The sequence below is a fragment of the Citrobacter sp. Cpo091 genome (assembly GCF_030332645.1).
GTDB classification, from domain to species: domain Bacteria; phylum Pseudomonadota; class Gammaproteobacteria; order Enterobacterales; family Enterobacteriaceae; genus Citrobacter; species Citrobacter portucalensis.
The window spans coordinates 60,901-80,291 of record NZ_JAOWHL010000033.1 but is presented as its reverse complement, the minus strand read 5'-3'; the positions used below and the strand labels follow the sequence as shown (position 1 = coordinate 80,291).

Genomic DNA, 19,391 nt, shown 5'->3' with positions numbered 1-19,391 from the left:
GAAGAGGAGCTCGGCCTGATTGGCCGGGAAGCAAAGCGCACGAAAGTCACGCGCCGCGTCTCGCTGAAATCGCTGTTGCCCCGGCGGAACCTCTGGGCCATCTCGCTGCCCCGCCTGTTTGCGGACCCCACCTGGGCCGCGCTGGGCTTCTGGATGCCCCTCTATCTGGTGACCGTCCGCCATCTGGATCTGAAACAAATTGCCCTCTTCGCCTGGCTGCCGTTCCTCACCGCCGACGCAGGTTGCCTCTTTGCGGGCCTGTTTGCCCAGTGGCTTAACCGGCGCGGGATCACCCTCATCAACGCCAAACGCATCACCTTCACCCTGGCCGCCTGCCTGATGATGCTTATCCCGCTGCTCAACTTTGTCACCACCACCGGGATGGCTATCACCCTCTTCTGCGTCGCCGGGTTCGCCCACCAGTGTGCCTCCATCACGGTGATCAGCATGTCGGCTGAATTCTTCAGCGAGGACGAGGTCGGCACCGTCACCGGCTTTGCCGGGCTGGTCGGCGGCGTGGGGGGATTTATCGGGACGCTGCTGATCGGGATCGCCGTGGCCAGTATCGGCTACAGCCTGGTCTTCGACGTGCTGGGCTTCCTCGATCTTATCGGAGCCGTCCTGCTCTGGACCCTGCTCAGCATTCCCCGTTCCGATCCCCTCCGTGACACTGTCCTTAACCCGGGTCTCTGACCCCACCAGGAGAAAGCATCATGAAACAGTTCAGTCCGTCCGATATCCAGCGCCTGAGACAGGCCAGCCTCGACGATCCACGCATCCTTAACAAAATACGCAAAGACAATGAGGTCGTGCTTAACCACCCCGTTCTGGTCCCCGAAACAGGATGTGCCAGCTGGGAGCTCTTCTACTACTGCCCGAAACATGGCGTCCCGCTTATGTGGGACCGGCTCTCACCGGAAGCCTACCATTGCCCGGTCGATAACGAAGTTCTGACGGGGGAACCGTACCGGGGCGCCTGGTGGCGAAAACTCAACGATCTGAACGCCCGGGCCTGTTATGAACTGGGTATCGCCTGGATGCTGACCGGGGAGAAGGTCTATTTCACGATAGTACGGGATATCCTCATGGCGTACGCGCGCTACTACCCCGGCTATGCCGAGCACGGCGGGATCCCCTATAACGGCCCCGGGAAAATGAATGCCCAGACGCTCTGTGAAGCCCTGTGTCTGTCCGGGTTTGTGAAGGGCTACGATCTCATCTATGACGCACTGGCCCCGGCAGAGCGGACCACCATCGAGCGTGATTTACTCCGGGCATGCGCCGAATTTCTCATCAGTAAGCGCTGGAAGCAACTGCATAACCATGAAGTGCGGATCAACAGTGCGCTGGCTATGACCGGCGCGGTGCTGGATGACCCCCGCTACCTGCAGACCGGCGTCAATGCCGTCTGGGGTCTGCACGACCAGCTCAGGTGTGGGGTCCTCAAAGGCGGCCTGTGGTTTGAAGGGTCCCTGCACTATCACCATTATGCCCTGCAGGGCTTCTTCGAATTTGAGCGCATGGTCCGCTATGCCCACCAGGACTACAGCCTGATGAGCCAGCCGTACTACAGGAAAATGCTCGACCTGCCCATTAAGCTGCTGATGCCGGACGACACCGAGCCCACATTCAATGACTGCATCCCGATGAAAGATACGGTGACCTATCCTGACCTTTACGAGTTTGCCTACGCCTGCTACGGGGAAGACAACTATGCGCGCATGCTCTCCATCATCTATGACAAGGAGCCCCGGACCAGCCTGGGTGCCTTCCTGTACGGCGATCCGCGGCTGCGCATCACAGAGCCGGTCCAGGAGACGGGCAATTATCACGACCCGGATAACGGCATCACCATCTTCCGCAATCCCGATCAGGGTCGGGCGGTGGTCGTCAAGCACACCCCCTACGGGGGCGAGCACGATCACTACGATAAGCCCGGGCTCATTATTTACGACCAGAACGTGGCCATTCTTCCTGACATGGGGACTACCGGTTACGGGGCACCGATGCACTACAGCTACTACAAGAACACGCTCACCCATAACGTCCTGTGCGCAGAAGAGTCCAACCAGCCGCCCGCCAGTCCACAGACACTGAGCTTTACAGAGACGGAAAAGTACGCCGAGGTGACGGTCGAGGTAGACTGGCGTGAGCCCCCGGCCGAGGTACCCTGCCTGACCCGCGTGGAGTGGAACACCCACGCCTACCGGGACATCGTTTATCGCCGGAAGGTGATTGTGTATGAACACATGGTGGTGGATATCACCCGCGTGACCAACCCCCACCGCCGTCAGCTGGATAACATTCTGCACATTGACGGCGAACGGCTGATAACCACCGGAAGCTACCTGCCCCTGCGCGATTATGACGAAAGCGACCCGATGTTTTACTTCAGCGAATGCTTCGTCAGTCCGATGGGCCGGACAGTGAAGGTGCCGTTCCGCACCCTGATGGGGAAAAAAATCCAGATCCACTGCGCCTGCAGTGATCCGAAGGCAGAGCTCCACCAGTTGCAGGGCCCGGCAAACCCGCCCCTGACGTCACTGAGCTACCTGAAAACGCGCTCACGGGCACCGGAGTTCATCAGCGTTCACGTCATTGACCTGCACCCGGAAGAAGACCTGATGCGTAACGTGTTTATTTCGCTGCGGCAAAATACTGTCAATATCGCCTCGGATTTACAGCGGGATATCATCACCCACCCTATCTGATACCTTAAATCGGCGATTATGTCTGACGATACGCTATCTTCCACAACCAGGACATTTGAACACGGAGCGGCTGAATTCAGGAGAACCAGCCTTAGGGCTGGTTTTTTTGATTACCAGTGCCGGAGAGAAAAGGGAAATCGCATCAGTCAGTTATCTGTGCCCTGACATTTAAAATGGATAAGGCTCTTTTACCGCTGCTAAAAGCTCTTACTAACATTGCTGTGTATTAATCAGCGGGGAAATGGTCAAGCTGATACCAGTTTGCAGTATCTGTAGTTAGAAGTGATCAGTAGAAAAATATCAAAATTGATATGGAGTAGCTTTAGAGTACGTCAAAGTCGATTAGGACTTTGACGTTTAATAAGCAGTTACTGCAAATTAAATACATTACGCGATTGTTGATATTTTCGTATCATCAATCCCATTTTCGATAATGTACTTTTAATTCTTTACACCACGTTCTAAGTGTCCTAGCTCGCCTTTCTCTCGTTTTCTGACTTAGTGTTGGAGCGCAAGAATCCAGAAACTCTCTCGCTGTTTCAGGGTTTACATCAGTAATACTCGCGACCTCGCTCCAGGTAACCCACGTCCAACCACAGTGGCTATTTTCAAAGCATTGAGCAGCAATTGAATGCTTTTTATTTATTTCACTTAATACCAACTGTTGCCCAATAGAAGTAATGCTATTAGTATTGGATATTAAACCAAGTATTTTTGCTGCGTCAGAATAGTAAGCTATGTGTCGAGAAGACAAATCTACCGTCTCTTTGTCTAAAAAACCATTCTGCCATACATTATCAACAATGGAATAAATTTTCAGTAAAGTATCAGCCTGAGGAACCTGATGGCTGGTAACATTAAGCTGAGCTAATTTATTTAATTTTTTAATATAAAACTCAGCATCGTTTTTGGTGATCTTTATTATATTTTTGTCACTATGTTTGTTAGTAATGTCTATAATGACATCATTCTCAATGATATGATTGAATAGCTTCTCAAGTGCTTGTGTTGGAACTTTTTCCCTCTTTATCAGTTCACTAACATCTTTTCTATTTTTAATGAGGTCAAACAACTTTAGAAGAATAGGTTCTGCTAATGAGAATTTTTTTGAATTGAAATCCAATATGAACGATCCCGGCTTCCCGGCCACTGGAATTAATTTATCCTGTAACTTGAAGGAGGACAAAAACTCCGTATAAAACTCTTCGATAATGTCAAAACTGGGAAGAGCAGCTCTGAAGTCAATTTTTGCTCTGCTTTTTACAGGTTTGTCTACATGAATAGAATAATCCGCAAAAAGAGCATTGCATTCTTTTATTTCTTTTATTTCCTGATCACTAATAACTTTATTAGTAAAACTAATTTTCAGACCTTTATCAGGCATTTCGATTTTTTCTTTTACATTGCCTATAAAAGTTAGTGTTTGTGAAAAACATGGTTTTTTATAAAATGTATCAACCACATAGAACAATGGCTCTTCTTTTTTCTCTAAAGCATCGAAAATATCAAATTCTTTTGATTCGAATTTTAAAAGTCTATTCTTTGTAATTGAAATAAGTATCCATGACAATTTTTCATCAGACTCGTCTATCCAATAACCGAAGAAATAATCGCCTTTGCCATCGATAAGTGAAAATAATTTCGGGCCATCAAAATAATCATAAATTACGTTGAAAAATAATTCGCCGTGAACATCTGTTTTAGTGAATATTTTTTTCATCTTGGCTCCACCATTTCAACGCATTTGAATAGAGGAGATAGCTCAACACCAGAATATGTCCAAAGTGTATGATGATGTTTTTGCTCAAGTGTTTGCATTATCAAGCCAATTTCTGGTGAAAGATTCGCTTTAGCTATATATCTTTTCATCGTTGCATTTTTAAACCGTCCGATGGTTTCTTTAGCTCCTTCAATGGAGTTTTGTAGAGAAATCCCAAAGGAGCAAATTTTAATCAATTCAGGTCTAGTTAAAACATCATCAAGATCTTTTTGATAGTCGGCTAAGAAGCAATCTTTAGTGGGCTTTCTCTTATTGGTTATTCGAAAGTACTCGCCATTAGCGGCAGCAGCGCCCTCAGGAGGTACTCCCCCAGGAAAACATTCAGGAAATGAGGTTTTCTTATCAATACGATCCGCTAACTTGTTGTTCACCATACTTAACCTAAATCGAAAGAGTCCTTGTCCATACTAATTATAGTCATACGTAAAAACAAACAGAATTGAATAAAATACGATCAAACCGTGCAAAATGCCACAAAATGGCAATGGATAACAAGTTGAATTATAACGCAATAAACTATTTCATGGCATTAGGACTTGTCCTTCGATGCATAACCACGATGCTTTATGCTGTCGCTCTAACGTTGAACACCGATGTCATCCAGAAGACGCTGAGATAACAAGTTTTCGCGAGCCGGTCTTGGGCTCAGCGCGATGTTTAACGGAAGGATTTGGGTACAAAACTACCGCGAGAGCAACCTAGACTGTTATCTCCGGTGATATCGACATGTTTTTTTGCGCACAGATAGCGTACCTTAGCGCCCGGATATTGCTGCAATCCAGTGCAGTAGCTGACCAGTCAACGAGGCCGTGGGCATCATAAGAAGAAAGTAATATATTGAAATAATGCTAATCACTTCTGACTTTGACCATGGTTAAAGCGGTATTACATAGTCCGTATCACTCAGGTAAATCGCACTATGGGCACCAGAGCAGAGAACCCAGAACATGCCGTTGATGATCATACGATGCTCCGCCCATGGGAGCCCGGCTCGCGGTGTTGCAGGTTGAGCGGGTAGTAAAGGCTGGATGAAAGCCCATTCTCCATCATTAAGGTCGTAGCGAGCCATAGCTAATATGTTGTGGAAACAGACTGTTACTATCACTCAGACGATCAAGGGACACTGCAGGGTCTTATCCAAAGCTAATCAGCTTTGATTGCTAGAATTTGTTCAAGCATCCTTAATGCGACTTGATAACTTTTGAAGCTTCATAATGAAAACATCCCAATTATACGAACAAATCGCCCCTAATGATAAATATCCTATTTTTATATTTTTTGTCATATTTATTGTATCAGACTGACCTGTTAAAACAAATATACCACTTTGTAAAAAGCAAAATATCAAAATCCCTATGATGATGGATAAAATAGGAGCCATCAAATATCCCCATATATGATCTATATCTAAAGACTTCTCAATAGCAGAATATCTATGCAATGATATAATCCCCAAAGTTGAGCCACCTAATATAGCACCAAATATTGTAAATAAGGCTAATGGCATCAAACTATCACTAAAGCCAGCTTCAGTGCTATTTATCTCTGGGATAAATGAGTAATCACCTTGATAAGACATTATTAGAAATTTCAATGTTAGTAAAGTGTAAGAAATAACATATGCGAATATCACAAAAGACAAAAAAAACCTACCTAATTTGAACTCTGTGTCTACCTTTTCCATTCCTCACCTCTAAAGATCCATCACGTTAGTATTTAAATAAACCTAATTGGTTTTACTCTAAAAATCAAAGTATCATTGTTATGGGTTTGATTTCGAAAATTAGTTTGCTATCCACGACTCGGCTCTAAAGGTGCTGTAGGAGCGACAGCGGCCATAAGCTTCAGTGGCTATGAGGTTTACCAACTTTATTGCTATTGCTTTGTATACCCCCAGCCTTCCGTACCGTTCATTTTTAGATAGTCTCTGGCTACTCCAATTTCTGCTTCTCTCTCATTGCCGACATTAGTTCAGGGCATTTATCATAACGTCCAAGTTGTACGCACAGCCAAAACGGGTGGTAGCGTTTCTGGCGGATAGCCGGTAAAGAGGCAACAAACCACCCGAAAACCCGCCACAAACGCGTAGAAACATTTTACGCAATACATAACAATGTAGGAAGACGCATGGTTTCTTATTTCATAGCGAAATAGAGACAAATCTATCTAAAAACATGTTACACCTCAGTTGGTTACCATCATACAGAAACGAAATTCAGCCATCAAAAATTTCACAAACCGTCACAATTACCCAATCAGCCTGCTAAGCTGAAGCCATCTGCGTCGGTTTCAGATCAGGCAAAACGCCGCGGGGATCACCCGCTGTTATCGTCACTAACTCTACAGAACGTTTCAGAACCTTCGATTCCAGCAGGGTTTATCAGCCTTCTCTCTGACGAAAAACGATAGCTCGAAAAACAGAAGAATAATTAAGCAACCTTCAGGAGCTTATTAACGATGAGGTGAAATTCACAGATTTGAAGCATTATCACCATTGGTTCGATGAGAAGCAGAGTATGCTTTCTGGGCGAAGCGTCGGCTGGTTTAAAATTACTCTATCTGACTATTCAGATAGAGTAATTTCTATTAGAAATTTAAACCAATCCATTCTAGCGTTATATAAAAACTTGGCCATATAACGAAGCCCCTCTCCTTAAGCACCGTTTTTATCGTGATAAGCATCACAAAACCAAAGCAATCCTTTACGGGGGGTTTTGTGGGGGCTTTACTTGTAACAAATACTATAAAAAGCATAAAAAAAACATTATGTTATTCGTAGTTACAGTTCCGAGTCCGAGATCCTGTTTTACTTTAACGATCTTCTGATTTGTTGTAACGGGAAGGCCAGATTTCCGCAGGTGAAACCCCCAGCGCTTCCGCAATCAGCTTTTCCCCTTACGGCCAGTGTTTTGTTAACGCGTTTGCCAGCGCGGAAGACGCTAACCCCGCTTTTCGGGAAACGGCCGCCAATGTTGTTCCCTTCTTTCTTAACCCGGCGATGATATCTGCCGGGTGCCAATCCTTATCAATCATCTCCATGATCCTTATTTTGTGGCCTCACATTAAACATCATTTGTTCAGATAATCTAAACAACCAAGATGTTAAGTAATGCTAAACACTAAGTCAATGTATGATCATTGATGGTGTAATGAATGCTACCTACTCGTCTCAAAGCTGCCCGACTACGGGCTAATCTAACTCAGGAAAAATTGGGAGTTCTTGCTGGCATTGAAGAAGAAACTGCACGTTCCCGCGTGTCTCAGTATGAAGGAGGAATACATCGTCCGACGTTTGAAATGATGTGCGCATTTGCAAAGGTACTTAATGTGCCGGAATGTTACTTTTACACCGTTAACGATGATTTTGCTAAGATGGTTCTGGAGCTTTACCTTAAATATCAGAGTCATTCTTAACGAATGCAAATAAATCCCCCCCCTCTATTGTTCAGGAAGTCTAAGCAACCTACATGTAAAGTAGTGCTAAACATGCTATCAGTATCCTTATTGATGGTGCCATCATGTTGCCCATTCGCCTTAAAACAGCTCGTTTACAAGCCAATCTCACTCAAGAAAAGCTAGGCGTACTGGCTGGTATTGAAGAAGCCACTGCACGATCACGCATATCCCAATATGAAAGCGGTATACATCGCCCAACATTTGAGATTATGTGCGCGTTTGCTAAGGTGCTTAATGTCCCAGAGTGTTATTTTTATACGGTTGATGATGATTTTGCTGAGGTTGTGCTGAAAGCACATAATCAATGGTCAAATAATCTTTAATATATTTAAAGTTAAAGTATCAGAATATGTAATTTCTTCCCAACCAGATCTCTGATTTAGCCTATCGGCAATATTTGGAAAAGATCAAATACATCCGAACAACCAGTTAGCACACAGCTAAGTAATTAAACCATACAAAAAAACAAGGATAAAAATGAGCACAAATGAAATAATTGGCACACAAACACAAGGGCAACTCGCCTCAACAGATTTTAATCGGTTCGAGCAATTTTTGGAGTCACTTGGATTACCAAAAGAAAATGTTCTTGCTTCAACGATGGAACGTCAAGTTGTCCAAACAAACTTTCCTCAGTTTGTGATGACGTTACCAGAAGAAGTTAAGCGAGAGTCTAGATATTTGTCCAAATTTGCGGCAGCAAGTGCTATTGGCTTGTTTGATGCTGCGTTAAATTATGTTTGGAACGAAGTAGTTCTTAACTTACGAAGAAAGACGATTATTTATGGTTTGGAACTATTCTTTGACGCTGCTGTTGGCGGTAAACATAGAGACCTATTTAGTACCGAAAATGACTTAAGTGGTATTAAAGACAAAGTTCTTCTTGATAATTGCGCTAAATTGGAGTTAATCTCCGACTCAATTTATAAAAAACTCACCCATATTCTAATTATGCGCAATGATATTGGCGCCAGTCATCCTAATGATGCGAAAATCAATGCGTTTGAACTGATGGGGTGGTTACAAACATGCGTGCAAGAAGTTATCAATGACACACCTTCAGAAGCAGCATTACAAGTTAAAGCTTTTGTTGAAAATCTGCGTAATCAAACAGAAGTCATCAGTAGTTCTAGTTTACAACATATGCAAAACGGTCTTAAACAGCTACATACAAGAAATTGTGATAATGTCCTTCAGACAATCTTCGGTATGTATATTGGCGCTGGTGCAAATAATATCCTTAAGAAAAACATCTCTCTTATTGCGCCAACAGTTTGGGAACACGCAGATAATAATCTTAAATATAAGCTAGGTGTTGCACTTGATGGCTATCGAACCAACTTGCACAACGATAAATTTTCAGCAGGTAACGAATTTTTTGAATTCTGTTCTGGTAATCAATTTAAAACTCTTGAAGCTAGGGTTATTATTTTAGATGAGCATTTAGATGACCTAAGTTCTGCCCATAGTGGTTGGGATAATTTCTATAATGAAGTCCCTCATGCTAGAAAAATTTTAAGTTACATATCCAATGAAGCAGACATTCCTAACGAGCGTAAAGAAAAGTTAATTCGTATTATTTTATCGTGTCGTATTGGCAATGGTGTTTCGTATAACTTGGGTGTTTCTCCTTCAGGCAAAGTTATATACGATTCAATACTGAATATGCTAGGAGATGATAATATTGTTCAAGTCATTATCGCATTATATAACCAAGAAATTTACCACTTATTGTCTAACTCAAACTGTAGAAATCATGCGGTACAGATCCTAACTAATATAAGAACCAATGTCGTTAGTGATAAGCTAAAGCAGATTCTAGATTATCTGATTTCCAATAGTAATACTTTAGAAAAAACAATGAAAACGACCGAATTTAAAACACTAGCATCAAGTCATATAAGATTTGGCTAATGAATTCTAACTCTTCAAAAAAGGTCACAAATTAACTATCTGTGACCTGAGATAAAGAATAATAGTGTAAAGGTAAGAGAATATGGATTAAGCTGTGCTACCACTTTTTTCAAGCACTTTACGCCTTTCTAGAATTGCCTCAAACGCATCATGGATCGGCGTCTCTTTATTCATATTAGCTTCAACATGAATCACTGCTCCGGCTGCTTCAGCAAATGCTTGAGCTGAATTTGGATTGGAATGTGTTGCAGCCATTTCATTAATGATTTCTGCAGTGGTTACTTTCTCTTTTTTTGCTCTGTTTAGAGCATTACGATCTTTACGAAACGCTCCTTGCTGAGTAAGTGTTCCCATTTACATTACCTCAATGTGTTTTAGTTATTTGACTAATACGTCCAGGAGAAAGATTATATTCTTCCGCCAAATTTTTCTTAGGTGTACCAGTTCGAGATTTTTCTCGTATTTCCATGTCGCGAACACGAACTTTTAATTGTTCGATTTCTCGAGCTTGGTGGTCAGCAACCTTAGCTGAGATACGCTCACGTTCTTCAATGGAATTTAACCTTTCACTGTGTTCCTCAAGTTCGTCTACAATGAGCTTTAGGGCTTCAATAGTGCGTGTCATATTACCCTCCTCGACTCTTAACCAAAGTATACAATTCTGGAGGCTCTATCAAGCTAAATTTCAATCATACTAAACATCACTCTATAAGTCATTGTATTATAATAGAATAAAAACAGATAATTTAGCACCATCAAAAAGTTTAGAGAATGAGAGGGCGGAAGTTAACACAAATGAGCCTCCCTCTGAGTCAGAATAATTATTCTGACTTCAATAGGAAATAACAACTCGCTGGTCTCTTACTGCGGTCCCAACGCCCCTCCAGTTGCCCGAATAGCAAAACCAAGAGAATCTAACTACAGTGTAATTTTCGTGACAAACATCACAAAAAAAAGCGATTTTTTATGGGGGCTTTCGTGAGGGCTCTGCTTGATCGTTTTTCCAACAAAAACAATAATAAACAGTAAGTTAATCGTGAGTATGATCCCGAGTCCGGCACCACTATTTAGAAGAACCCGCCTATGGCGGGTTTTTTGCTTTTGGCGAAACGGACTCTTCATCGAACTTTGCCAACTGCTCACCTCCAATTCGTCTACTCTTATACACAAATTAGATTGGCAGAAGTCGCGCGTAAGCTGCTGGCATCTACCTTTCTCGGCAACACTCAAGAGCATGGGCGAATCCAGGACGTTGAGACACACCGCCACCCCACCTGTATACCCGAAATCTTAAAATCTGATCCGAAGGAGACGCTTCTTGTCTTACTCTGATGTTGTATATTCCAGAATTTTCATCATTTATTCCCGGCTTAAATTCATTCAGGAGAACAAAACAATATTAGTGTTAAGGCAATAATATAGTTTTACTCCTGAATATTGCCCCCCCAAAAACTCTTCGTACTGTTATAATTCTCCCAATAATACTGCCAGCCAGCCAGCCAGCCCCACACGGATAAACTATACTCTGCAATAGGATTGCATATATTTAAATAATACATATAAAACCATCAATTATTATTTAACTGAATATTTTAATAAACAGCAATTCTCTTTTTAGGTCTTTATTTCATGTGTATAATTCAGTTTAAATTTTTAGATAAATAATTGCAGTGAAAACCTGACGCCATTGAGGATGCAAACATGAATTCCAGGTCAGCAGTATTTTTATGTACAGCAGTATTTCTGCTGGCTGGCTGCACGCCACACTCTCCTATTGATGCAAAGAAAGCAGGGGCACGGACAGAGAACGGCGTAAGTAAGACTGCTTCAGCACAGCAACTGACGGACAAGGATATTTTTGGCAATGAAACTACGCTGGCGGTGTCCGAAGAGGAGATCCAGGCTGCGCTGGAAGGGAATGTATTTCGCGTACCTCTGAGTTCACCTGTTATTCTGGTACAGTCCGGTAGCCGAGCACCGGAAGCTATCATGCAGCAGGAAATGAGTCGATATTATACCGTCGCAACCTTCTCCGGTATCCCGGACAGGCAAAAGACCGTGACTTGTAATAAAGATAAAAATAAAGACGAGAGCCAGGATATTGCTGTTGTAGAAAACATGAACTGGATGCAGGCTCTGCGTTATGTCGCCGCGAAAGGTCATCAGAAAGCAATCATCGTTTATCAGGATACATTGCAGTCAGGCAAATATGACGCTGCGACAAAAAACATGGTCTGGTCAGATTATAAAAATGAAAAACTAACCGACAATACATCACTACGTTATCTGGTGCGTTTCACTCTAGTGGACGTGGCAACAGGTGAATGGGCTACCTGGTCGCCGGTCAATTATGAAGATAAAATGCTGCTACCACTGCCAGGGAAAAAAAATGCCGCAGAAGCAACTGCTGAAAGGCAATTTTCGCAGCTTAAGCAAAAAACCTATGCATCAATGGTTAAAGACCTGGTGAACCGTTACCAGTAATCCGTCCTGGCTACCGCCGATAATTTGCGGCGGTAGCCATCGATATGAAAATTTCAGGGTGTACGGCTCACCTTTTTTGCTGACAGATAATGCCATTGACCGCGTAGAATATCTATGCGGGATTAACCAGACAACTTCGACTTTTGCTATAGCCCCCAGATATTTTTGCAGACAAGAGCTGCAATGATGGTTGGATCGAAATAAATACTCTTCACAATGTATATTCCTCAGAAAAGCCGCTCCTCCCACAAGCTATAGGCGCTGGTTCCAGCAATACAGTGCTCCTGGGTAATACTTTCATAGCTCAGTGACAATGATTCTTCCGGTTGCCCCTGGCTGTTATTAATGGTGTGCGGCACAACATGCTTGATGCTGGCGATACGGGCATTAATCAGCTTCACTTTGTAATACAGTTCATTAATGCCAAAGCGGTTGGTACGATAATACTCAAAATCGCAGGTCAGACACTCATTCTCACTGATGGCTTTAGTCAGTAACGGGGAGGATTTATCCACCGGCTTCTGGATCACCAGCGTCTGATGATTCACGTTCTGTGCGCGAGTCAGTGCGTGGGACAAACCCAGCACCATAATCTGATCCGTATGCGCAATCTGCGCTTTATTGCCAATGGAGGCCATGGAAGAACAGCCTGCGGAGATCAGCCCCTGAAGGTCGCCGTTCAATGTCATATAAACCGGATTTGCCATAATAAACTCCTTTTATTTCGTCGTTATTTTTCGGTTTTGATTTCAGTTGTTGCTTCCAGCATTTCGCCGTTTTTCAGCAGCATCCAGCGGCTTAACACGCTGTCCAGTCGCTCATTAATCTGTTTTTCCAGCGCCTGCGTGTTCTGGCCCTGTGTCTGGGCGTCCTGGTACTGCGTCAGCAATGATTCCAGCGGCGTCTCCTGACCCAACCCACGCTCGGCCTGCCAGATGACATTTTTTATATAAGAAAGTGTCAGTCCTTCTTTCTCGCGCTGCATCACAAGGTCAGCAAAGGCGTGTAAATCCTGGCGAGTCTGTAACCAGCCCCGTAGCTGTGGACTGTTCTGTGCTCGAGTTTTCAGGGTTTCACTCCACTGAGCAGAGGCCTGTTGTTGTTGCAGGCTTTCCGGCCAGCGAGTGTCCGCTGTGCGCATCATCTGCATCCCGGTCTCCAGCAGTTGTAATGGCGACGTATCAGGAAGCAGTTGCAACTGTTGTCCGTAACTGTCCAGGTCCGGTGATGTCAGCCAGACCGTTGCCGCGCCCTGTGCCGTATCCCTGACCTGTGCCAGTTGCTGTTGCATCGGGTACACCAGCCACCACCAGAGTACTGCGGCGATAACCGCAGTAGCGGCGATACCGGCCATAAAACCTTTCACCGGACTGCCCTGAACGGCAATACACCCATTATCCGCCAGACCACGGACTTCCACCCTCATCTCTGGCAACTCGGGGAGAGAAGAGACTGTCTCAGTAGCCATGGGCGCATTACTTTCCGGGGCATAGACCAGCGTTCTGACGGTGGCCTGTGGGACAGCATCTGTATTATTCCGGGGTTGCGGCTCCAGCCGTTTGCGCGTGTTCTGTACAAAATAAAGCAGATTCTCCACACGCGGCGGGTGTTTAAGCTCCACCTGCTGGAGTTTGTCACAGATAAGCTGTAAGGCCCGTTCGGTACGGTACAGCAGAGGTAGGTCGCTTTCCGCAAAGGAGGTCTGCTGGCGCAGGATATTTCCGCTACGGGTGTTAAGCCAGTCCAGCATATCAGTACGAGCAGATCCACCCTGCGGCCAGAATTTGTCCCATTCATGGGTAATCATTGCCGCCAGCAGTTCGGCTCCTTCACAAAAACCGACCACCCCCTGCGTGCGGGTACGCGCCAGGGTGTAGTAAGTGACCGTGTGCAAATCCACGCCATTAGCCTTAAAAATTGTCAGCGCCAGCGATTCCACCAGCCTCCAGTTCATTTCCGGCTGAGACGGGTGGCTAGCCTTGTTGATTTCCTCGCGAATAGCGATGAACTCCGGCAGATTACGCGGATCACTGCCAGTGACGATAGTTTGTATGAGTGCGTCGTTGCTCATCCCGGTCTCCTTCCTCAGTACAGCGTGTCCGCTAGCCGGAACTGACTGAACAGTCCACCACTAAACGGGTTGTCTTCAGTATCAGCGTGTATCCGGTAGACCATCGCGCCACTGTCCACGTTAAAGCGCACGCTGAATGTCCCCTCTTCCACGCTGGTTAACTGGCCTGCGCCAAATAGCCGGAACTGCGCCCACGGCCCACTGAAACTGATACTTCGCGGTGCCCCACCATTGGTGCTAACCAGCGTCAGTTTGCTTTCATTACCTTCCCGCATGTTGTTCGGCCAGACCAGATGAGCGGTGTAATTACGCCCTTGGCTGTAGTCAATTAATTGCCCGTCCAGATTCAGTACACTGCGGCGCTTATTGCCGGAAAGCGAGACGGTCTCCACCGCAAACTGTGTTCCCAGGCCATTCTGCTTACTGAAGAATATGTCACGGACTTTCTGCGCGGTATCCAGTTGCCGGATGATGTCCTCACGGATAATCACGCCGTCCCCCCCGTCACGACTTAAATCATTCTCAATAAACAGTTTCAGGTTCTGCTGATAAAAGGTATCCAGCACACCGTCCGGTTTAAAGAAACGTTCAAATGCATCCAGCGAGGCATCTTGGGATGAACGTGGATTAAACGGATAGTTATTTGCAAGCTGTTCGTTGAACGGTTTCACCACGTTGTCACGCCAGTCAATTTCCATATAGTGAACCGCTTCCACCATCACCACATGCCAGGCCTGGTCGGCGAGTTTACCCACCCAGCGATTAAGTGGTGCAGGAAGCGTTTTCGCCATCTGGCGGGTAGCAAATATAGGGTCACTGCTGTTCTGGTCAAGGCGGAGCTGAACAGCTTTCAGCGCCGATTTCCCCGGTACCGGCGCATTCTGGATAGCCAGCAGGTAGCGATGCAGTTCCGTTAGCTGCTGATAGACCGCCTGTAAGGTATTTTCCTTGTTATTCTGCACTGCCAGGGTAGCGTTTTCCGGTGCGAACTCATGTCCGAGACGCGTCAGCAGGCGATAATCCGGCTCTGCCTGCATATCTTCTCGCTCTTTATCAGAGAGCTTTTCAGAGAGAATGGCTGGCTGCGTATTATCCCGCAGCGCCGTCAGCGCACGCTGCAACGGCTGATCGCCGCTGATAACCTGCTCCAGTGAGCCGGTCAGTTGTACAATGGATTCATAATCGCGCACATTGAGGTTGTCCATCCCCGCCCGCCAGGTGGCGGTATAGTCGCTGATATACTGCTCGGTCAACTGGCGCTGAATTTCAGCACAATCGGCTTGGCTGTATTTGACACTTTGGGTAAGATTCAACACCCAGGAATCCATCGCTGTCAGTTCTACCAGCGCATCACGTTGCTTCACAAAATAACTTTGCAGGCCATAGCGGGTGAGAAACTGCGGAATCACCAGTTTGTTGTCATCAGGGGCAACGAAGATCTGATCGAACGTCGGACCAATCTGATCGCGCAGGTTCAGATCGGCAGGCAGGACACCAAGCGCCCGTGTTTTCAGACTTTGGTAAACACGCTGGTAAACAGGTAGTTTACTTAACTCTTTCTGTGCAGCCACCACCGGACCGTCATACGGTGTCCAGCGGCTGATGACATCCCCGTCGCCCGCTGTACGCTCTGCGTGCCAGTCGGTGTGCTTCAACGCGTAGTCGAGGTGCGACATCAGTTGCGCCTGGATGTCCTGCTTGCCGTGGAACTCGTCACTCCAGCGCTTCGCCATGTACAGCTTAACCACTTCATGATTACGTCCGCTTTTATCCTCCAGCATTCTCATCACACGCAACACGGCGAGTTTTTCTTCGCTCTCTGGCGGTGCAGCATTCATTTCTTTCACCAGACCGTTAAACAGCGCAGGCAAAAAGCGCTGATCCAACAGTTGCAGATAGGTTTGTTCGACATACGGCCCGACGCGCCGTCCCTGATACAATCCCATATCCGCCAGGCGACTGCGGTCATCCCAGTTTCCATAGGCCAGCGTCGCGTCGCGCACCGGGTTAAGCAGCGGTAGTTGCATATTACCGTAGTCATCAATCCCTTGCGGAGGCGTGATCGCCATAAAGGCTTCCGCCTGTTTCAGCACCTGTACGCCGGAGGCGTAGTTATTATTATAATAATGGTGCCATCCGGTGATGAGCAGTAATGCCGCCACCCCACCCACTGCGGAAAAAGCCGTAAGACGGCGACGGCTGTTTATCAGCCAGGTGCGGCTTTCTCCAGCCAGATTTGGCTCGGCCAGCAGCGCTTGTGGAAACAGATTGCGGGTAAAGTAAGATGCGGTATCCACCAGCGGCCAGGCGTTCAGCGGACTTCCATCCAGCCGATACTGCCGGGCGGCAGATTGAGTAAAGATGTCATCCATTTGGCCCCGTTGCAGTGACGAAGTGAGGTATACCCCACGCAGCATCACATCCATATTTTCACCGTCCAGCAGGCTGTCGAGCAGGGCGACCAGGTAGTCCCGGCTTCCCTGTATCTGGCGGGAAAAACTGAACAGAGAACTGCGCATATGCGTCTGCAAGAGCATCAGATCCGGCAAGGCATGGTTCATTTGATCGCACCATGTCTGCCAGAAAGCATTCAGCTCCGCGCGCCAGTCCTCGTTTTCATGAGCGCAGCGGGTGAAGGTAACACCCAGAATCGTATCGCGATCTTTTTTGTTCAGTGACTGAAACAGGGCGGCAAAGCCGTGTAACAAATCCAGCCGCGTCAGCACCACGTAAACCGGTAGCTGACAGTGGAGGTGCTGGCGCATATCCTGCAAACGGCTGCGCAGCGTCTGCAACAGATGCTCACGACGGCGTTTGTCAGCCGTCAGCAGGTCAGGTAAGTCGAGAGTGATAATGATCCCGTTCAGCGGCTGGCGGGCTCGTTTTTCCACCAGCCAGTCCAGAACGTGCTCCCATAATCGGCGGTGCAGGACATCAGCATCCGGCTGTTCACAGAGCGCGCCATCAATATCAAAAATCACCGCCTGTTTGCCGACATGCGGCGTCAGGTACACGCGTTGTTCTGCATCACGTGCCGTTTCCGGCGTATAAATGATATCGGACGGAAATCCCTCACGTAACAGTGCGGTTTTACCGCTCCCGGCAGGGCCGATGACCATATACCACGGTAGTTGCCACAGATAACGACGGTTGTCGAGATGGCGTTGCAGACGCAGTAACCACCGGTCGAGGTAACGCTGTTGCGCATTCAGCTCGACGCTCAGCGGGTCTTGCGCTTCCTCACGTTGTTGTTTTTGTTGTTTCTCAAGCCGTTGCAGGCGCTTCATCACCCGGACGGTGAGCCACCCCAGGGCGATAATCCCCCATGCCGACGTCGCCAGCCAGCGATTGGACAGCGGTTTAAGCCACAGCTCGTCATACAACGACCATGACGGGCCTTTCCACCAGATCCACACTAGCAGGAAAACCCATGCCAGCACCAGTAGCCAGAACGCGGAGACCTTAAACCGTGGCATCGCTGGTCGCAGAACTGATTTCATGCCACTAAACAGTCGGGGGGTCGGTAATCTCACAAAAACTCCTGTTATCTCTTACTGTTCTGCCGTGAACTTCTGTTCAAGCTGCTCAAGTAGCGATGGTTCCCACTCTGCCAGCACTATTCGCAAGCTGGTGTTGAACAGCATCCGATACTGTTGCTGCGCCAGGGTGATCAGTCCGGCTTCTTCCATAAGCTGCGCACCGGAATACTGACGATAAAACTGATCGCGGGGATCGCCTTCAGGCAGCGAATCCAGATACCGTAATGCAGCCTCCAGCCCCCGTTCAGTAAAACAGGCCTGGGCGTTCTGCCATTCCTCGCTGGATTGCTGTGCTGATACGGGCTGGACGGAGGACGGCGTGGCAGTCATCCACTGTTTTGTTTGACTGCTGATAAAGGGCGTATGGTCATTAAACAACAGAGTGGAAAGCTGGGGTAAACGGGTAAGAAAACCGGCAGCTTCTTCACGGATAGCCTCCGCCACGGCGGTATAGCCCAGGCGCTGCGCAGCCTGGGCTGAAAGGTAATGACCGTCAAACCAGTAGGGCGCCAGAAGGACGCTTTTCTCTACCTGTTGCCACAGCGTCATATCGGCATTGTTCAGACGCGCCTGATAATCATCCATCATATCGGCAGGAAACGCGGCCAGTGGCGTGCGTCCGTTACTTTCAGCCTGCGGCGCAGAGATAATTGCCAGCCACAACGCATGGCGGCGCAGACGGTAGCCAAGCGGCGCATCCGGCTGGCGTTCACATAAAATGGCAGCGACTTTCAGCAACGTATCGCGCCAGGCTTTGTCGTCATGACTGTCGATATTCACCACCGGTGCAGGGGCTACCGAAGATGGCGCAGGGGCAGACGCAACCGGCGCGGCAGAAGGCGGTACAGAAGCGACAGCAGATTGTGCTGAAACGGGTGTTGCGGCAGGTTCGCTGTCGCGAAACGCCCGCTGGTACAGCGCAGCAACATCGTCCGTTGCCTGCGCCAGTTCAGTCGCGTTACAGCCCTGCCACAGTAGCGCCAGTTTCACCAGTTCACCCAGCAGCAGGTCGCGCTGCATCGCAGCGGCATTCTCTGCAAAACCGGCAATGCCTGCCTCAAAACGCTTGATGACCTGGGCGGCAAAACGTTTTTTATGCGCCATTATCGGTGCCGCCAGCGTCCAGTAATGCTCCACATACAGCGCAAGTAAACGCAGCGCCAGCAGCGGATCACCGGCATGTTGCAGAGTACGCAACAGATGGGCGAGCAGGCGAAAATCCTTGCTTTCCGACGCCATGAGCGTCAGCCCCCGACGCTGAATTTCCGGGATATCAAGCTGGCTGTGAGCCAACGAGCCGAGTTTAAGCATTTCGCCGTCGATATATTCCCAGTCAGGATTATCGTCTTTCAGCACGGAGGTCAGTTTTTCTTCCGGCAGATTTTCCAGCAGGTGCGATATCCAGGTATCCGGGTTACGTAAGTCCATTGCCATTT

At 47.2% G+C, this 19,391-nt stretch carries 15 protein-coding genes and 2 pseudogenes; 6 read left to right on the top strand and 11 right to left on the bottom strand.

The annotated features are described in order from the left end of the window. Nucleotides 1-693: MFS transporter (locus OGY04_RS10575; protein WP_286585252.1), on the top strand; the 693-nt coding region annotated here is incomplete at its 5' end. Nucleotides 694-713: 20 nt separating this feature from the next. Next, complete coding sequence (locus OGY04_RS10570; RefSeq protein ID WP_286585251.1) at nt 714-2,711, top strand: heparinase II/III domain-containing protein; 1,998 nt, start codon at nt 714-716, stop codon at nt 2,709-2,711. A 415-nt stretch (nt 2,712-3,126) separates the two neighbouring features. Here the strand turns inward: OGY04_RS10570 and OGY04_RS10565 are convergent, their stop codons facing one another. The 5 genes and pseudogenes from OGY04_RS10565 to OGY04_RS10545 form a co-directional block, all read right to left on the bottom strand. Beyond that, nucleotides 3,127-4,431, bottom strand: coding sequence for a DUF6575 domain-containing protein (locus OGY04_RS10565; protein WP_286585250.1), 1,305 nt, complete (start codon nt 4,429-4,431; stop codon nt 3,127-3,129). After that, complete coding sequence (locus tag OGY04_RS10560; protein ID WP_286585249.1) at nt 4,428-4,865, bottom strand: hypothetical protein; 438 nt, start codon at nt 4,863-4,865, stop codon at nt 4,428-4,430. The genes OGY04_RS10565 and OGY04_RS10560 overlap by 4 nt, the downstream gene beginning before the upstream one ends. A 206-nt stretch (nt 4,866-5,071) precedes the next feature. Beyond that, nucleotides 5,072-5,560 (bottom strand): annotated as a pseudogene (locus tag OGY04_RS10555) (transposase); the annotation flags it as partial. Nucleotides 5,561-5,662: 102 nt separating this feature from the next. Beyond that, nucleotides 5,663-6,175, bottom strand: a complete 513-nt coding sequence (locus tag OGY04_RS10550) for a hypothetical protein (RefSeq protein ID WP_286585248.1) — start codon at nt 6,173-6,175, stop codon at nt 5,663-5,665. A gap of 1,127 nt (nt 6,176-7,302) precedes the next feature. Next, a pseudogene (locus OGY04_RS10545) lies at nt 7,303-7,524 on the bottom strand (helix-turn-helix domain-containing protein). 120 nt (nt 7,525-7,644) lie between these two features. Between OGY04_RS10545 and OGY04_RS10540 the strand changes: the two are divergent. From OGY04_RS10540 to OGY04_RS10530, 3 genes are all read left to right on the top strand, one after another. After that, the gene (locus OGY04_RS10540; RefSeq protein WP_286585247.1) at nt 7,645-7,905 is read left to right on the top strand and encodes a helix-turn-helix domain-containing protein; all 261 of its coding nucleotides are present in this window, start codon (nt 7,645-7,647) and stop codon (nt 7,903-7,905) included. 104 nt (nt 7,906-8,009) lie between these two features. Then, on the top strand, nt 8,010-8,270 hold the full coding sequence (locus tag OGY04_RS10535) for a helix-turn-helix domain-containing protein (RefSeq protein ID WP_286585246.1): 261 nt from the start codon (nt 8,010-8,012) through the stop codon (nt 8,268-8,270). 154 nt (nt 8,271-8,424) lie between these two features. Next, nucleotides 8,425-9,861, top strand: a complete 1,437-nt coding sequence (locus tag OGY04_RS10530) for a hypothetical protein (RefSeq protein WP_286585245.1) — start codon at nt 8,425-8,427, stop codon at nt 9,859-9,861. An 87-nt stretch (nt 9,862-9,948) separates the two neighbouring features. Here OGY04_RS10530 and OGY04_RS10525 read toward each other — a convergent pair whose 3' ends face one another. Together OGY04_RS10525 and OGY04_RS10520 are read right to left on the bottom strand one after the other, a co-directional pair. Further along, complete coding sequence (locus OGY04_RS10525) at nt 9,949-10,215, bottom strand: hypothetical protein (protein ID WP_286585244.1); 267 nt, start codon at nt 10,213-10,215, stop codon at nt 9,949-9,951. A 10-nt stretch (nt 10,216-10,225) separates the two neighbouring features. Beyond that, nucleotides 10,226-10,486, bottom strand: a complete 261-nt coding sequence (locus OGY04_RS10520; RefSeq protein WP_286585243.1) for a hypothetical protein — start codon at nt 10,484-10,486, stop codon at nt 10,226-10,228. 1,076 nt (nt 10,487-11,562) lie between these two features. On the opposite strand from OGY04_RS10520, the gene OGY04_RS10515 reads away from it, so the two are divergent. Beyond that, entirely contained in the window at nt 11,563-12,345 is a 783-nt protein-coding gene (locus OGY04_RS10515; protein WP_286585242.1) for a lipoprotein YafT, read from the top strand. Nucleotides 12,346-12,572: 227 nt separating this feature from the next. Here OGY04_RS10515 and OGY04_RS10510 read toward each other — a convergent pair whose 3' ends face one another. The 4 genes from OGY04_RS10510 to tssA are packed head-to-tail and all read right to left on the bottom strand — an operon-like array spanning nt 12,573 to nt 19,389. Beyond that, nucleotides 12,573-13,052, bottom strand: coding sequence for an Hcp family type VI secretion system effector (locus OGY04_RS10510; RefSeq protein WP_267447794.1), 480 nt, complete (start codon nt 13,050-13,052; stop codon nt 12,573-12,575). Nucleotides 13,053-13,075: 23 nt separating this feature from the next. Continuing rightward, nucleotides 13,076-14,416 (bottom strand): VasL domain-containing protein, encoded by a 1,341-nt coding sequence (locus OGY04_RS10505; RefSeq protein ID WP_286585241.1) that lies wholly within the window; start codon nt 14,414-14,416, stop codon nt 13,076-13,078. 14 nt (nt 14,417-14,430) lie between these two features. Continuing rightward, entirely contained in the window at nt 14,431-17,916 is a 3,486-nt protein-coding gene (gene tssM, locus OGY04_RS10500; protein WP_502872414.1) for a type VI secretion system membrane subunit TssM, read from the bottom strand. Between the two features lie 51 nt (nt 17,917-17,967). Beyond that, nucleotides 17,968-19,389 carry a type VI secretion system protein TssA gene (gene tssA, locus OGY04_RS10495; protein ID WP_071445493.1) on the bottom strand — a complete coding sequence of 474 codons (1,422 nt, stop codon included), beginning with the start codon at nt 19,387-19,389 and terminating at the stop codon, nt 17,968-17,970. Nucleotides 19,390-19,391: the final 2 nt, after the last annotated feature.

Excerpts from the sequence above, each read along its gene's own strand:
- OGY04_RS10505 (WP_286585241.1), bottom strand. The coding sequence starts at position 14,416 with ATGAGCAACGACGCACTCATACAAACTATCGTCACTGGCAGTGATCCG.
- OGY04_RS10530 (WP_286585245.1), top strand. The coding sequence starts at position 8,425 with ATGAGCACAAATGAAATAATTGGCACACAAACACAAGGGCAACTCGCC.
- OGY04_RS10570 (WP_286585251.1), top strand. The coding sequence starts at position 714 with ATGAAACAGTTCAGTCCGTCCGATATCCAGCGCCTGAGACAGGCCAGC.
- OGY04_RS10525 (WP_286585244.1), bottom strand. The coding sequence starts at position 10,215 with ATGGGAACACTTACTCAGCAAGGAGCGTTTCGTAAAGATCGTAATGCT.
- OGY04_RS10540 (WP_286585247.1), top strand. The coding sequence starts at position 7,645 with ATGCTACCTACTCGTCTCAAAGCTGCCCGACTACGGGCTAATCTAACT.
- OGY04_RS10565 (WP_286585250.1), bottom strand. The coding sequence starts at position 4,431 with ATGAAAAAAATATTCACTAAAACAGATGTTCACGGCGAATTATTTTTC.
- tssM (WP_502872414.1), bottom strand. The coding sequence starts at position 17,916 with ATGAAATCAGTTCTGCGACCAGCGATGCCACGGTTTAAGGTCTCCGCG.
- tssA (WP_071445493.1), bottom strand. The coding sequence starts at position 19,389 with ATGGCAATGGACTTACGTAACCCGGATACCTGGATATCGCACCTGCTG.
- OGY04_RS10515 (WP_286585242.1), top strand. The coding sequence starts at position 11,563 with ATGAATTCCAGGTCAGCAGTATTTTTATGTACAGCAGTATTTCTGCTG.
- OGY04_RS10535 (WP_286585246.1), top strand. The coding sequence starts at position 8,010 with ATGTTGCCCATTCGCCTTAAAACAGCTCGTTTACAAGCCAATCTCACT.
- OGY04_RS10560 (WP_286585249.1), bottom strand. The coding sequence starts at position 4,865 with ATGGTGAACAACAAGTTAGCGGATCGTATTGATAAGAAAACCTCATTT.
- OGY04_RS10510 (WP_267447794.1), bottom strand. The coding sequence starts at position 13,052 with ATGGCAAATCCGGTTTATATGACATTGAACGGCGACCTTCAGGGGCTG.
- OGY04_RS10520 (WP_286585243.1), bottom strand. The coding sequence starts at position 10,486 with ATGACACGCACTATTGAAGCCCTAAAGCTCATTGTAGACGAACTTGAG.
- OGY04_RS10550 (WP_286585248.1), bottom strand. The coding sequence starts at position 6,175 with ATGGAAAAGGTAGACACAGAGTTCAAATTAGGTAGGTTTTTTTTGTCT.